The organism is Sulfitobacter donghicola DSW-25 = KCTC 12864 = JCM 14565 (genome assembly GCF_000622405.1).
Lineage (GTDB): Bacteria > Pseudomonadota > Alphaproteobacteria > Rhodobacterales > Rhodobacteraceae > Sulfitobacter > Sulfitobacter donghicola.
The window spans coordinates 1284902-1298300 of sequence record NZ_JASF01000005.1 but is presented as its reverse complement, the minus strand read 5'-3'; the positions used below and the strand labels follow the sequence as shown (position 1 = coordinate 1298300).

The 13399-nt window shown below is 55.9% G+C and carries 17 protein-coding genes; 10 read left to right on the top strand and 7 right to left on the bottom strand.

Translation table 11 applies throughout. The annotated features are described in order from the left end of the window. The first annotated feature begins 1 nt into the window (after position 1). Both cobI and cobJ read left to right on the top strand, forming a co-directional pair. Complete coding sequence (gene cobI / locus Z948_RS0107185; RefSeq protein ID WP_025058888.1) at positions 2-733, top strand: precorrin-2 C(20)-methyltransferase; 732 nt, start codon at positions 2-4, stop codon at positions 731-733. Then, positions 730-1464: a precorrin-3B C(17)-methyltransferase gene (cobJ, locus tag Z948_RS0107180; protein WP_025058887.1), complete on the top strand. Its 735-nt coding sequence runs from the start codon at positions 730-732 to the stop codon at positions 1462-1464. The genes cobI and cobJ overlap by 4 nt, the downstream gene beginning before the upstream one ends. Here the strand turns inward: cobJ and Z948_RS0107175 are convergent. Then, positions 1440-2186, bottom strand: coding sequence for a cobalt-precorrin-6A reductase (locus Z948_RS0107175; RefSeq protein WP_025058886.1), 747 nt, complete (start codon positions 2184-2186; stop codon positions 1440-1442). The genes cobJ and Z948_RS0107175 overlap by 25 nt on opposite strands. A gap of 1 nt (position 2187) precedes the next feature. Between Z948_RS0107175 and Z948_RS0107170 the strand changes: the two genes are divergently transcribed. From Z948_RS0107170 to cobF, 7 genes are read left to right on the top strand one after another with little or no spacing between them, the layout of a single operon-like run. Then, positions 2188-3369: a bifunctional cobalt-precorrin-7 (C(5))-methyltransferase/cobalt-precorrin-6B (C(15))-methyltransferase gene (locus tag Z948_RS0107170; protein WP_025058885.1), complete on the top strand. Its 1182-nt coding sequence runs from the start codon at positions 2188-2190 to the stop codon at positions 3367-3369. Then, complete coding sequence (locus Z948_RS0107165; RefSeq protein ID WP_025058884.1) at positions 3366-3743, top strand: cobalamin biosynthesis protein; 378 nt, start codon at positions 3366-3368, stop codon at positions 3741-3743. Before Z948_RS0107170 ends, Z948_RS0107165 begins: the two co-directional genes overlap by 4 nt. A gap of 2 nt (positions 3744-3745) precedes the next feature. Beyond that, positions 3746-4528: a precorrin-4 C(11)-methyltransferase gene (cobM, locus tag Z948_RS0107160; protein WP_025058883.1), complete on the top strand. Its 783-nt coding sequence runs from the start codon at positions 3746-3748 to the stop codon at positions 4526-4528. Then, on the top strand, positions 4525-5850 hold the full coding sequence (locus Z948_RS0107155; protein ID WP_025058882.1) for a cobyrinic acid a,c-diamide synthase CobB: 1326 nt from the start codon (positions 4525-4527) through the stop codon (positions 5848-5850). Before cobM ends, Z948_RS0107155 begins: the two co-directional genes overlap by 4 nt. Continuing rightward, positions 5847-6572 carry a uroporphyrinogen-III C-methyltransferase gene (cobA, locus tag Z948_RS0107150; protein WP_025058881.1) on the top strand — a complete coding sequence of 242 codons (726 nt, stop codon included), beginning with the start codon at positions 5847-5849 and terminating at the stop codon, positions 6570-6572. The genes Z948_RS0107155 and cobA overlap by 4 nt, the downstream gene beginning before the upstream one ends. Further along, positions 6569-6874, top strand: a complete 306-nt coding sequence (locus tag Z948_RS0107145) for a DUF1636 family protein (RefSeq protein WP_025058880.1) — start codon at positions 6569-6571, stop codon at positions 6872-6874. Before cobA ends, Z948_RS0107145 begins: the two co-directional genes overlap by 4 nt. After that, positions 6871-7617 carry a precorrin-6A synthase (deacetylating) gene (cobF, locus tag Z948_RS0107140; RefSeq protein ID WP_037951375.1) on the top strand — a complete coding sequence of 249 codons (747 nt, stop codon included), beginning with the start codon at positions 6871-6873 and terminating at the stop codon, positions 7615-7617. Before Z948_RS0107145 ends, cobF begins: the two co-directional genes overlap by 4 nt. On the opposite strand, the gene arfB is transcribed toward cobF, so the two are convergent. The 6 genes from arfB to Z948_RS0107110 all read right to left on the bottom strand — a co-directional run bounded on the left by arfB (position 7614) and on the right by Z948_RS0107110 (position 12941). Then, positions 7614-8033, bottom strand: a complete 420-nt coding sequence (gene arfB, locus Z948_RS0107135) for an alternative ribosome rescue aminoacyl-tRNA hydrolase ArfB (protein WP_025058878.1) — start codon at positions 8031-8033, stop codon at positions 7614-7616. The two genes, cobF and arfB, sit on opposite strands and share 4 nt — an antisense overlap. Positions 8034-8356: 323 nt before the next feature. After that, positions 8357-8974 carry a queuosine precursor transporter gene (locus tag Z948_RS0107130; RefSeq protein ID WP_025058877.1) on the bottom strand — a complete coding sequence of 206 codons (618 nt, stop codon included), beginning with the start codon at positions 8972-8974 and terminating at the stop codon, positions 8357-8359. 92 nt (positions 8975-9066) lie between these two features. Then, the gene (locus Z948_RS0107125; RefSeq protein ID WP_025058876.1) at positions 9067-9930 is read right to left on the bottom strand and encodes an esterase-like activity of phytase family protein; all 864 of its coding nucleotides are present in this window, start codon (positions 9928-9930) and stop codon (positions 9067-9069) included. Continuing rightward, positions 9927-10883 carry a penicillin-insensitive murein endopeptidase gene (mepA, locus tag Z948_RS0107120; RefSeq protein WP_025058875.1) on the bottom strand — a complete coding sequence of 319 codons (957 nt, stop codon included), beginning with the start codon at positions 10881-10883 and terminating at the stop codon, positions 9927-9929. The genes Z948_RS0107125 and mepA overlap by 4 nt, the downstream gene beginning before the upstream one ends. Continuing rightward, complete coding sequence (locus Z948_RS0107115) at positions 10880-12253, bottom strand: MFS transporter (protein WP_025058874.1); 1374 nt, start codon at positions 12251-12253, stop codon at positions 10880-10882. Before Z948_RS0107115 ends, mepA begins: the two co-directional genes overlap by 4 nt. Before the next feature lie 145 nt (positions 12254-12398). Next, entirely contained in the window at positions 12399-12941 is a 543-nt protein-coding gene (locus tag Z948_RS0107110; RefSeq protein WP_025058873.1) for an acyl-CoA thioesterase, read from the bottom strand. Positions 12942-13076: 135 nt separating this feature from the next. Between Z948_RS0107110 and Z948_RS0107105 the strand changes: the two genes are divergently transcribed. Further along, positions 13077-13364, top strand: a complete 288-nt coding sequence (locus tag Z948_RS0107105) for a YggT family protein (RefSeq protein WP_025058872.1) — start codon at positions 13077-13079, stop codon at positions 13362-13364. Positions 13365-13399: the final 35 nt, after the last annotated feature.

The window sequence follows — 13399 nt, the reverse complement described above, 5'->3', positions numbered from 1 at the left end:
CATGGGCAAAGTGATTTGCGCCGGGCTTGGGCCCGGTGATCCAGACCTGATGAGCGTCAAATCCGATCGCACAGTGCGCAATGCCAAACACGTGGCCTTCTTTCGCAAAAAGGGGCGCGCAGGGCAGGCACGCAGCATCGTTGCGCATATGCTGCGCGATGATGTGGTCGAATACCCGATGGAATATCCGGTGACGACCGAACTCCATTTCGGCTCGGATGAATACAACCAGTTGATGGTCGATTTCTACGAAGAATGGGCGGACAAGCTAGAGGCCTTGGCCAAGGACCATGAAGTTGTCGTGTTGTGTGAGGGTGATCCGTTTTTCTATGGCTCGTTCATGCATCTTCACACCCGTTTGCAAGGGCGTGCCGAGGTCGAAGTGCTGCCTGCTATTCCGGGAATGGTTGGGTGCTGGAACAGTTTGCAAACGCCGTTCACGTGGGGCGATGATGTCCTTAGCGTGCTTATGGGAACCTTGCCCGAAGAGGATATGATCACCCATATGAAACGTGCTGATGCGTTGGTGATTATGAAGACAGGCCGCAACATTCCAACCGTACGCCGCGCCTTGCAGGCCGCTGGGCGTTTGGATGACGCGTGGCTTGTTGAAAAGGGCACCATGCCCCAAGAGCGCGTGGCCAAACTTTCTGATGTTGCGGATGATGATTGCCCCTATTTTGCAATCGTATTGGTCCACGGCCAAGGGCGCCGGCCGGAGGCTGCGGAATGAGCGGCTGGATTTCAATTGTAGGCCTAGGGCCGGGGCGGGAATCTTTGGTAACGCCTGAAGTCCGCGATGTCGTGGCGCAGGCGACGGATGTGATCGGCTATATCCCTTACGTAAAACGTATCGAGCCGCGCGAAGGGTTAAACCTTCATGCCACTGATAACCGTGTTGAGATCGACCGCGCGACACATGCGCTTCAACTGGCCAAAAGCGGCGCGCGGGTTGTGGTTGTTTCCTCGGGGGATCCTGGTGTGTTTGCGATGGCCTCAGCCGTTTTTGAGGCCCTAGAGGCGCAGCCCGAATTTGAAGGCGTTGAGATCACAGTTCAACCTGGGATCACGGCCATGCTCGCCGCTGCCGCTGCCGCTGGTGCGCCTTTGGGCCATGATTTTTGCGCGATCAACCTTAGTGATAATCTAAAACCTTGGAGCGTGATTGAGCATCGCTTGCGCATGGCCTCGCGCGCGGATTTTGCGATGGCCTTTTACAATCCCCGTTCCAAATCCCGCCCCCATCAGTTCGGCGAAGCATTAGAGATATTGCGCAGCGAATGTGGGCCGGATCGCCTGATCACGTTTGCCCGAAATGTCAGTCACCCAGATCAGCGGCTGAACACGGTCACGTTGGGCGAAGCCACCGAAGATATGGCGGACATGCGAACGGTTGTGTTGGTGGGCAACTCGGCAACACGGCGGGTGGGGCCTTATGTCTACACGCCACGTTCGGCGCTATGACGCAGCCATTGCAAAACCTCGTCGCTGTTCGCAGCGATCGGACTGTCGGGCAAGTCAGGGCGCGCGACCATGATCATGCGCAGCCCCAACTCGCGTGCGGCATCAATCTTGGCAACCGCCCCTGCGCCGCCAGCGTTCTTGGCGACGACATGACCGATGCCATGCCCTCTGAGAAGTTTAATATCGCCCGCAATATCGAACGGTCCCCGCGCGATGATGGCCGTATGGTTGGGCAGGGCGATGGGGTGCATAGGTTCGTCAACCAAACGCAGCAGGTAATGGTGCTGCGGTTTTCGCGCAAACAGATCAATATGCATGCGCCCAATCGCCAGAAAGACTCTGCTTGGTGTATCGGGAAGCGCGTCGCACGCGGCCTCAATATCGGCAACATCAATCCAGTCGTCGCCGTTTTGGGCCAGCCATGGCGGACGTTGCAGGCGCAGCAACGGAAGACCAAGCGTCTTGCAGGCGGTAAAGGCATTCAGGCTCATCTGCGCGGCGAACGGGTGGGTTGCATCAACCACATGGGTTATGCCGCTTTCCCCCAAGAAACGCTGCAAACCCTCTATGCCGCCAAAGCCGCCGATCCGTGTGGGCACGGGTTGCGCCACAGGCGTATTGGTTCGCCCAGCGTAGGAAAAAACAGTCTCTATATTGGCCAATTTCAGCGCATGGGCCAGCTTGCTGGCCTCGGTGGTACCCCCCAAAAGAAGGACGTGCATAATGTCTGATCCTTGGCTGAGCATTATTGGTCTCAACGAGGATAGCTTGGACGGGCTATCCCCTGCAAGCCGTGCCGCGCTAGAGGATGCCGATATTGTATTTGGCGGGCCCCGCCATCTTGAGCTAGCGCAGGTTGGCGCAAAAGGGCAGGCTTGGCCGATCCCGTTTTCCACGGTGCCGGTTCTGGAACATCGTGGGCAAAAAGTGGCCGTTCTGGCCTCGGGCGATCCGTTTTGGCACGGAGCAGGGGGGAGCCTTGTCCGTGATCTAAAGCAGGGCGAGTGGCGCGCATTCCCTGCACCTTCAACATTTACTCTGGCCGCCTCGGTGCTGGGCTGGAGGATGGAAGACATAACCTGCCACGGCCTACATGCCGCCCCCCTCGCGCGGTTGCGCGGGGTTCTTTCACCATATGGTCGTATGATCTGCCTTATGCGGGACGGGGATGCGCCTGCTGAACTTGCGCAATGGCTTTGCGATGAGGGCGCAGGGGCGGCGACCCTGACTGTGATGGAATGTTTGGGAGGTCCGCGCGAAAGACTACGCGCGGTTCAGGCGGATGGGTTCGATCTGTCTGATATTGTTGCGCCGGTTGCTGTGGCCGTTGCCTTGCCCGCGAAGGTTGGCATCTCACGGGCATCGGGCCTGCCAGACGACAGCTTTGCCAATGACGGGCAGATTACAAAACGCCCAGTTCGCGCATTGACCCTCAGCGCGCTTGCCCCACGGGGGGGAGAGCTTCTTTGGGATATCGGGGCGGGTTCTGGTTCGATCTCAATCGAATGGTGTCTGGCTGGTGGACGGGCAATTGCGTTTGAGCAGCATACTGAACGGTCGGCCAACATCGTCCAAAACATTGATGACTTTGGTCTGTCGCATCGCATGACGTGCATCACGGGTATCGCGGCCGAGGCAATTTTGGATCAAGAAACACCTGATGCAGTTTTCATTGGGGGTGGCGCAAGAAAGCCCTTGTTAGAGAAACTTTATGGGCTTCTTCCTGCTGGTACACGCCTTGTTGCGAATGGTGTTACACTAGAAACCGAAGCGCTGCTTGCGCAGGAACATGCGGCAAAAGGCGGAGCCTTGATGCGGTTTGACATCGCTCAGGCGACGCCGTTGGGGCCAATGCGCGGGTGGAATGCCTCGCGACCCATTGTGCAATGGAGTGTGACACTATGAGAGTCGCAGGTTTTGGATTTCGCAGCGGCGCTTCTATGGCCTCTTTGCAGGACGCCCTTTTGCGTGCCCTGAAAGAAGCAGGAGGCGAGCCGATTCAGGCGCTGGTAACCGAAAGTGCGAAATCACGCGCGTCGGTCTTCAAAGAGCTTGCCCAAACGATGAGCCTACCGGGGTTGGGGGTTCGCACCGAAGATATGGGCCAAATGATAACGCCAACCCAATCTCAAAGAGTGCTGGATCAATTTGGCACTGGTAGTTTATGCGAAGCAGCGGCATTGGTGGCCGCAGGCCCGAATGCGCAGCTGATTGCAGCGCGGGTGATCTCGGGCGATGGTATGGCAACAGCGGCGATAGCTGATGTGAAAGAGGAATAGACGTGACAGTACATTTCATAGGTGCAGGCCCCGGAGCGGCCGATCTGATTACGCTACGCGGGCGTGACCTCATCGCGGCATGCCCTGTTTGCCTTTATGCAGGGTCTTTGGTGCCGGAAGGTATTCTGGAACATTGCCCAGAGGGTGCGCATATCGTGAATACTGCGCGCCTTTCGTTGGATGAAATCATGGAAGAAATCGCAGCGGCTCATGCCAAAGGCCAAGATGTTGCGCGCATTCATTCCGGTGATCTTTCGATCTGGTCCGCCATGGGGGAACAGCTGCGCCGCCTTCGCGCGTTGGACATTCCCTATGATGTAACCCCCGGTGTTCCCAGCTTTGCCGCTGCGGCTGCCACGCTTGCGTCAGAATTGACGCTGCCCGGTGTTGTCCAATCCGTTGTCCTTACACGCACATCGGGCCGTGCAACGGCAATGCCCGAAGGCGAAACCCTTGCCAATTTTGCAGCAACTGGCGCGACCTTGGCTATTCATCTTTCCGTGCATGTTCTGGATCGAGTGGTTGAAGAGCTCACGCCGCACTATGGGCCTGATTGCCCCGTTGCCGTTGTATGGCGCGCGAGCTGGCCAGACGAACGCGTGGTTCGCGCGACCCTCTCAACCTTGCAAACAGCAGTCGGCGAAGAGATGGCCCGCACGGCTTTGATCTTGGTTGGCCACGCGATTGGCGCCGAGGAATTTGGCGAAAGCAGGCTCTATGCAGGGGATTATGACCGTCGTTTCCGCCCCGTTGGTACCTCCCCTCGTTTTCCGGAGGCCGAATGATACCTTCAGGTTTGATGATTTCCGCCCCCGCGTCGGGGACAGGAAAAACGACATTGATGCTGGGTTTGCTGGCAGCGTTTCGCAAACAAGGCGTCGCGGTCCAGCCCTTCAAAAGCGGACCTGATTACATTGATCCGGCTTTTCATACTGCGGCTTCAGGGCGGGCTTCGTTTAACATCGACAGCTGGTCGATGGAGGCTGAGCGGATCGAAGGGTTGGTTGGCAATGCGGATGGCGCGGAATTGATCCTAGCCGAAGGGTCCATGGGCTTGTTTGACGGTGTGGCAATCAAAGGCGCCTCAGGAAATGGCGCAAGCGCCGATATCGCCGCCCATATGGGATGGCCTGTTGTGCTGGTGCTGGATGTTTCTGGTGCCGCGCAATCGGTTGCGGCAACGGCGCTGGGTTTCAAAATGATGCGGCCCGACGTTACCTTGGCGGGCGTGGTTCTGAACCGCGTTGCATCGCCGCGCCACGAGGCATTGGTGCGTGTTGGGATGGAGCAAGCAGGCATTGCTGTCCTCGGCGTGCTGCCTCGTCGTACCGAGATGGAATTGCCTGAACGCCACCTTGGTCTGGTCCAAGCGGGAGAGCAGGAAAACCTGCATGAGGTTCTGGACGATGCCGCAAGTTTTGTGAGCGAACATGTCGACCTTGATGCGTTGCGCAGCGCGGCGCGCGGAACATTGGATCAGGCTCCTGCACCTAGGAAAATTATCCCTCCGGGGCAGCGCATTGCATTGGCTCAGGATAACGCATTTGCATTTGTTTATCCCCATCTTTTGGCTGGCTGGCGCGCGGCCGGTGCCGAGGTGATCCCATTCTCGCCTCTCGAAAACCAATCTCCAGATGATCGCGCCGACGTTTGCTGGCTACCGGGCGGTTATCCCGAACTTCACGCTGGTAAATTGGCTGCGGCGACCACGTTCAAACAAGGATTGCGCAAGTTTTCCGAAACCCGCCCCGTCCACGGAGAGTGTGGAGGCTATATGGCGCTGGGTGCTGGGATCGTAGACAAGGAAGGTGCGCGCCATGAGATGACTGGGCTGCTTGGCCTTGAAACATCCTTTGCAAAGCGCAAGTTCCACCTTGGCTATCGCCGCGCGACCTTGGATGCATCAATCCCCGGTGCACAAGCTGGCGCACAGCTCAGAGGGCATGAGTTCCACTATGCAACGATTGTGGATGAGCCGGATACACCGCTCGCCCAGATCACCGATAGCAACGGCCTTATGGTCACAGAAACAGGAACCTACCGTCGTAACGAAGGCGGCGGGCAGGTTTCGGGTACGTTTTTCCATCTGATTGCAGAGGGCGCATGACAGGTTTCGTTTCATTTGTTTCCTCGGGTCCAGGTGATCCGGAATTGCTGACGGTAAAGGCGGTGAAACGTCTTGAGACGGCGGATGTCATTTTGTTTGATGACCTCTCGTCTGGCCCTATCCTTGATCTGGCGCGCGCCGATGCTGACCTGATCGGCGTTGGAAAACGCGCTGGCCGCCCATCGCCAAAGCAAGATCACGTGAGCCGGACCTTGGTCGAATATGCCGAGGCAGGGTTGCAGGTGGTGCGTCTGAAATCGGGCGATAGCGGCATGTTCGGACGCCTCGAAGAAGAGATCACAGCGCTGCGTGAAGCAGGTATACCGTTTGATATTGTGCCGGGTGTTACCAGCGCGTCCGCGGCAGCGGCCGTAGCGGGCATACCGCTCACCCGCCGCCTCACGGCGCGGCGGGTTCAATTTATCACGGGCGCCGATGTTACGGGCGATTTGCCACCTGACGTGAATATGGCAGCACTTGCCGATCCGTTGGCGACCACGGTTGTCTATATGGGTAAACGCACTTTCGCTGGCCTAGCGGCTCGGTTGATCGAACACGGCCTTCCTGCGGATACGCCTGCAATGCTGGCCGAGGCGGTATCGACCCCAGCCCAGCGGGTCGAACGGTATACGATCTCCACCTTGGCTAAACATCTGGAAGCGACTGAGACCTCAACGCCAGCGCTGATTTTCTATGGCCCCCTTGCGGAGCAAGAGGGGTGAAACTGTTCGTCTGCACAACATGCACCAAGAACAGCCAAAGCTTTTTGGAAGAGGTGCAAGCGGCTTTGCCCAAGCTGAACGTTGAGGGGATCGATTGTATGTCGGGATGTACACGCGCGCAGACCGTTGCGTTTCGCTCGGGGGGGAAGGTTGCCTATCTGTTTGGTGACGTAACCAAAGCTGATATCCCCTTGTTAGAGACGTTTTCGGCACTTTATGACGCGTCGCCTGATGGGACATTTCAAGATGCTCGGGTGTTAGGGGATCTGCGCCATAAAGCCATCGCAAGGATACCTGCATGAGCATCCATTTGACGCTAATCGGCATCGGTACAGGCAACCCCGAGCACCTGACGCTACAAGCAATCCGCGCCATGAATGCCCAAGACCTGATCCTGATTCCCAACAAAGGGGCAGGGAAAGATGACCTTGCGCAATTGCGCCGCGATATCTGTGACGAAGTCATCACGAATGCAGAAACACGTATAGCCGAATTCGAACTGCCCGTCCGTGACCCCTCTACGCCTGATTACCGCAAGCGGGTTGATGATTGGCATGATGCAATCGCAGAGGTTTGGCAGGCAGAGATTGACGCGCACGGAACATCCAAAAAGGTTGCTCTATTGGTTTGGGGTGACCCGTCACTGTATGACAGCACCCTTCGCATCGCAGCACGCCTAGACCCCGCGCCAAAGATCGAAGTGATCCCTGGTATTACGTCCCTTCAGGCGCTAACGGCTGCGCATGCAACCGTCCTAAATGAAATCGGTGCGCCGTTCATCGTGACCACGGGTCGCCGTTTGCGCGATGAAGGCTGGCCAAGTGGCGTAGATACGGTTGCCATTATGCTGGATGCGGGCGGTTCCTTTGATGCGATTAACCCGACTGGCGTTCACATCTGGTGGGGCGCCTATGTGGGGATGAAAGAAGAAACGATCATCCAAGGGCCACTTAGCGACGTCGCCGAACAGATCAATACCACCCGAGAAGAGCTGCGCGCGGATCACGGGTGGATCATGGATATCTACCTGCTGCGCAAATCCTAGTCTGGATCAACTTTGCCGCGCATGGCTTTTACCTCGCCACGCACTTTCTTGGCCTTTAGGCGGCGGTTTTTCGAGCCTAGCGTTGGGCGTGTTGCGATCCGCCGTTTGGGAGGGGTAACAGCCTTTTCGATCAACTCTTTCAGGCGTTCGCGGATGATTTCGCGGTTGCGGGCCTGACTGCGGGTTTCATCACATTGCAAAACCAGCGCGCCCTCGTTGGTCCACCGACGCCCCGCAAGGCGGCGTAGCCTGTTTTTGATCGGCAGGGGTATCGACGGAGAGGTCGCGGCCTCAAACCGAAGCTCAACAGCAGATGACACCTTATTGACGTTCTGCCCACCCGGGCCTGAGGCGCGCATGAAGCTTTCGGTCAGTTCCCAGTCCTGAATGGTGATGGTGTCGTTGATATACAGCATGGCCCTAACATAGCGACAAGCGGACCAAGGTGAAGAGGGCATTGCCCCAAGATGCGAATAGGGCCGCCCTGAAACAGAGCGGCCCAATCGAATTGTATAGGAGGTGGGATCGGTTAGACCGACAGTCCACTTTGGTTTTCAGATGCTAGGGGCTGCCCTAACAAACGACCTCCAAAGCTGTTCCGACACCTCGCTCCAGTACCGTTCTTGACACTAGATCACCTCCTTTACATTTGTTGAACTCACCTGAAGCGTTGCACAGGTTTTCAAAAACACAAAGCGTTTTTTGAGGTGAAATTTAGCCTTGGTAGCAGATTGCCTCTTTATGCGGCGCGCAGGCGCGCTGTGATGAACCGGAAAGGTACCAGCGCAAGCAGCGCCAGTGATAGCTTTACAGCCCAATCCGCGACCGCCAGCGATACCCACAGCGGGGCCATGGGGCCAGCGCCAAGGATCGGCATGATTTGACTTGCCCAAGACACATCAGTTGCTGGATGGATAAAGGAAAGCGTGCTGGAAAAGGCGATGGAAAAGAAGATCACAGTATCAACCGTGCTACCAACCAAAGTTGAGACAAGTGGCGCTTTCCACCATGCGCCATCGCGCAAGCGGGCAAAGATACCAACGTCCAGCAGTTGAGCGGTAAGAAACCCGAGGCCAGAGGCGATGGCGATGCGAACAGTGACCAGCGGGCCGAATTCACCCATGATTTGGGTCCCGATAAGTGAGCAAACAACGCCCACAACAAAACCAACCAACACAACGCGCCGTGCAGCGGCGGTGCCATAGACGCGGTTCATCACGTCAGTCACAAGAAAGGCGAGCGGATAGGTGAAAGCCCCCCACGTCAGCCAGTTTCCATAGAGAAATTGAACAAGGATATTTGAGGCCACAACGATGGCGGCCATGGCAATGATGCCAGGTAGGTGTGTGCGTGTCATAATAATAACCGTTTTTTGCAAGGGTGCGGCGACTTGGTCTGCGGGAATCGTAGACAAAGCGGCTTTAGGCGGCTTTTAGTGTCCGCGCAAGGTTATTCTTTTACGATGTATTCCACGATCTGCGTCCGCAATATCCGCATAAAGTTGTCATCGGATATCATGGTGACATGCATTTGGCCTCGTTGATCGCTCCAAACGCTGAGGCCTTCCAGATTATCGTAACGCGCTGGGATCGTGGTGAGCATCGTGTGTTCCTGAGGGGCGCTTGGATCGATGACAAAGCGACGGATGCGGCTGCGAAACCCTAAAGGTGTTGTTGCGCGTTCCAGAACCCAAAGGCGGTTAAACCGGTCAAAGTCCGCACCAACGGGGACAAACGGACCCCGTTTGGGAATGCGGGCGCTTACCCGCCATTTACCGCCTTGGAAAGCATACAAGGGAAACGGCGCATCCCCTGCTAAAGGCTGTTCAGCAATAGCAAACAAAGTCCCACTGGCATCAATTGCCAAAGCTTCCACACCCGCATTGTCGCCCAGCGTGTTCTCAAACGGCAGGCCGATCTTGCCACTTGTTCGCCCTGTTTGGGTATTGGTCTGCATGATCCTGTGGCGGTGCTCAAAGGAGACATAGGCCTGCCCGTTTTGGCCAATAGCAAGCCCTTCTGCATCGCTAGCCTTTTTGCGTAAACGCCCGCCCGATGCGCGGCCTAATCGTTTGGAATCCTGAACCGCAACGCCAGTGATACGGCCTCCAGATCGGTTCACCACCGCCCGTACCAATTGGCCACGGTCGCTGATGACTGTCATTTGCTGACCATCGCCTGACATTTCTATACCAGACCACCCGCCAAACCATGGCGCATCTAGTTCCCAGCGGAACGCGCCATTTGATTTTAGCGAAGGGCCTGCCTGTACGCTAGAGCACAGGCAGATGAGGATAAGGGCAAGCCGGATCACTGAGAATCAAGTACGGCTTTGCACTGTGCTGGCAAATCCGCCAGAACCAGTTCACGCCGTGCTTTTCTAGGTGTGGCAGGCTTGGCGGGTTTTGGTTGCGGTTTTGCCTTTGGCGGGTTCAGGATGTTAGCCTGCCATTGACGTGCATCATCACAGCCATCACCAGCTGGTGGCGGGTTTTGGTTACGGCATCCTGTTGCGCCTTTGGGGCAGGCTAGGCGGATGTGAAAATGATAGTGGTGGCCATACCAAGGGCGGATTTTACGCAGATACCCGCGATCCCCTTTTTCATCGGCGCACATTTGCACCTTGGCACCGGGAAAGACAAAAATCCGTTCGGTACGGGGGTCTTTTGCAGCGGCTTTGATGATTTGGTGGTGCGAGCGCGTCCACGCATCGTTCACATAGGCACCCTTTGCGCGGCGCGTTGAAATCGACGAAATATTCTCGCGCTGTTTGCGCGTCAGGCTAAGCGAGGTCGGAGGCAGCATCCAGATATCAGCGTCCAGTCCGATCTGGTGACTGCGGTGACCGGTCAGCATCGGTCCACCGCGCGGCTGACTTAGATCACCAACGTACAACCCATTCCAGCCAGGTTGTTGCGCTGCAAACTGGCTTAACTTTTTGACCATATCGATCAATTCGGGGTGACCCCAATTGCGCCCACGGGAAAGGCGCATCGCCTGCCAGGTTGGGCCCGTTTCAGGCAATTGCTCGGCCCCTGCTAAACAGCCTTTTGCATAGCTACCAAAAGGTGCAGGGTTTTGAAGAGAGTTTGAGGATTTCGTCCCGAATAGCTTTTTGGCCTCAACATTGGCCAAGGGGCCAGCCAGCTCGCCAATTGTCGGAAGATCGGGTTTGCGTGCCTTTGAGCCACTAATGTCGCGCGCGCCACCACAGCTGGCGACGAGAACTCCCAAGGCGGCGATGGTCAGTAACTTTTTGATAGTCATTTTCTGAAATCCCCTTTCGGTTTCACCCAGAATAGCAGGATCAGGCCAATAATAAACAGTCCAACAACGGGACTAACGCCCAAACGCTGGCTACCGGTGATTTGGCTAGCAAATGCGATCAGTGCAGGGGCCAAAAATGAGGTCGCCTTGCCCGATAGCGCATAAAGGCCAAAGGCCTCGGTCATGCGATCGGGATTGGCCTGTCGCGTCATCATGTTGCGCGAAGATGCCTGCAATGCGCCACCAGCGGCACCAATGATCGCGCCGGTGATAAAGAAGGTGACATCGGGCAAATTGCTACCCTGTGCGATCGGAATAAACAGAATGGATTCCGGTGTGATTGTCACGATCAAAAGAGACACAAAAGCCAAGGTAAGAACGCAGAAAGCGATAACAGGCATTGGCCCGATGGCCCGATCCACCCGACCGGAAATCCAACAAAAAACAGCGCCAGAGATAATCGCAACGATCCCGAAAATTCCGACTTGGGTAACCGTCCATCCCAGAACACCAAATGCGTAGATGCCGCCAAAAGTATACAACCCGTTTAGCCCGTCACGATAAAACATGGACGACCCGAGATATGCCAACAGTGACGGGTGGTTTGGTAACCCTTTGAGGGTTCGTAAAAGCGATTTCAGGCTGTCGCCGATCACCAGCGGATCTGCGCCGGTTGTGCGCGTATCGCGGGTGTAAAGAAAGAAGGGAATCATAAAAACGGCAAACCAGATAGCGGTCAGCGGCCCGACAATGCGGGTGTCTGCCTTGGTTTCTGTGTCCATTCCGAATAAAGGTTGCAGACCGATCATCGTGGTCCCATTTGCCGTGGCTTGAAACAAGAGCAGCATAATCACCAAAGCGATCAATCCGCCGACATAGCCAAAGGCCCAGCCAGAACCGGAAATGCGGCCTAGCTCGGCGGGGTCATCGCTTAGCTCGGGCAGATAAGAGTTGGTAAAGATGGTTGCGAATTCCATCCCGATCAGACCCATTCCAAAAAAGAAGAGCGTCCAAAGCACCGAAAAATCCTGTGGAGCGCTCCACCAAAGAGCGCCTGACCCCACGAAATACATCGCCGAGAAAAGCCAAATCCACGGCATTTTACGCCCTGAATTATCAGCAATTGCACCCAAAACAGGGGCAAGTATGGCAATCAAAATCCCCGTCGCAGCAAGCCCCCAGCCCCAATAGGCTTGGGCTTGGGCGCGGGCAGCTTCATCGGCCATGCCGTCGGCAATCAGGTTGGCGGAAAGTGTGCCAGTGAAATAGGGGCCAAAGATGAATGTAAGGATCAGCGTATTATACGGCTGGCTTGCCCAGTCGAAAAAATACCATCCCCAAATTCGCTTGCGTTGTGAAACCACCGCCATAGATCCTCGCCTCCCCATTTTCTGCAATGATAGAACAGGCTGCATCTAAAGGCGCAAGGACAGGTTTTAAATTTTCAGAAAACCGTAACGCAATGATTAGCGCGCAAACGCTTGTTTGGGGCGGTTTTTTACGGGCTGGGTCGGCTTAGATATCCTGCATGGGCGGCCACGGGCGCGTTGCTTCTGCCTCGGCCCAGTTTTTAATCCAGTCGGGCATCGGAGGCGATGTCGCCTCCATCCTCATCGCGTCAAGAACACGCGGAGGTTTGACGATGCCATCCTTGTCCGTAACTGCCGCGCGGTACAGCGCATGGCTGGCGCAGCGCCCGTCCTTTTTCCACATGGATTGCTCAATGTAGGTGAATTTATCATCCCAGCAAACGGCGCGGCTACGCACTTCAAACCGTTCAAACCCTTTGATCCGATGACGGAATCTCACATGCGACCCTGCCATTGTCATGGCCCATTTTTCACGCTGCAAAACAGCCACCAGCCCAACCCGTTGGGCCATCGCGATCCGTCCCAAATCATACAGGGTCAGCGCACGCCCATTGTTGAGCTCTAGAAACATATCCAAATCATGGGGCCAACAGATGTGATGGGACACATGCACATCGGTCAGAGACGTCAGCGGAGGCTGACGGCTGGCCAGAAATACGTCTTTGATTAGTCGGACAATTGGAAACATTTAGGGGTACTCCATCGAAGTGCCCTAAATGACGTTTATTGGGCCCAGGTCAACCATGAACCTCGGGGCACTCTTGTCCTTTTAGGGCAGCGCGCTTAATTGCTAATCAGATGTTTTGAAAAAGGGCGAAATGCTGTGACTTCCATATTTATGATTCTGATGCTTCTGCTGAACATCCTTTGGTTTTTTATTATCGCTCATGTGGTCATGTCGTGGTTGATCAACTTTCAGGTGTTGAACATGCGCCAGCCTATCGTGGCGCAGATCTGGTATGGTATTAACCGCCTGTTAGAGCCGATTTACGGCCCCATCCGTCGTGTTCTGCCGAACATGGGTGGCCTAGATTTGGCACCTTTGGCGGTTTTGATCGGTGTCGCGATTGCGCGGATCATACTTACAAACAACGCGGCCCTTTTTTACTAATCACTCAGGAAAGCAAGGCGTGAAGCCCTTGCCCC

What these genes read in the sequence shown, in the direction of transcription:
- Z948_RS0107165 (WP_025058884.1), top strand. Translation starts at nt 3,366, where the DNA reads ATGAGAGTCGCAGGTTTTGGATTTCGCAGCGGCGCTTCTATGGCCTCT.
- Z948_RS0107155 (WP_025058882.1), top strand. Translation starts at nt 4,525, where the DNA reads ATGATACCTTCAGGTTTGATGATTTCCGCCCCCGCGTCGGGGACAGGA.
- Z948_RS0107130 (WP_025058877.1), bottom strand. Translation starts at nt 8,974, where the DNA reads ATGACACGCACACACCTACCTGGCATCATTGCCATGGCCGCCATCGTT.
- Z948_RS0107115 (WP_025058874.1), bottom strand. Translation starts at nt 12,253, where the DNA reads ATGGCGGTGGTTTCACAACGCAAGCGAATTTGGGGATGGTATTTTTTC.
- Z948_RS0107170 (WP_025058885.1), top strand. Translation starts at nt 2,188, where the DNA reads ATGTCTGATCCTTGGCTGAGCATTATTGGTCTCAACGAGGATAGCTTG.
- arfB (WP_025058878.1), bottom strand. Translation starts at nt 8,033, where the DNA reads ATGCTGTATATCAACGACACCATCACCATTCAGGACTGGGAACTGACC.
- cobJ (WP_025058887.1), top strand. Translation starts at nt 730, where the DNA reads ATGAGCGGCTGGATTTCAATTGTAGGCCTAGGGCCGGGGCGGGAATCT.
- cobI (WP_025058888.1), top strand. Translation starts at nt 2, where the DNA reads ATGGGCAAAGTGATTTGCGCCGGGCTTGGGCCCGGTGATCCAGACCTG.
- mepA (WP_025058875.1), bottom strand. Translation starts at nt 10,883, where the DNA reads ATGACTATCAAAAAGTTACTGACCATCGCCGCCTTGGGAGTTCTCGTC.
- Z948_RS0107175 (WP_025058886.1), bottom strand. Translation starts at nt 2,186, where the DNA reads ATGCACGTCCTTCTTTTGGGGGGTACCACCGAGGCCAGCAAGCTGGCC.
- cobA (WP_025058881.1), top strand. Translation starts at nt 5,847, where the DNA reads ATGACAGGTTTCGTTTCATTTGTTTCCTCGGGTCCAGGTGATCCGGAA.
- cobF (WP_037951375.1), top strand. Translation starts at nt 6,871, where the DNA reads ATGAGCATCCATTTGACGCTAATCGGCATCGGTACAGGCAACCCCGAG.
- Z948_RS0107110 (WP_025058873.1), bottom strand. Translation starts at nt 12,941, where the DNA reads ATGTTTCCAATTGTCCGACTAATCAAAGACGTATTTCTGGCCAGCCGT.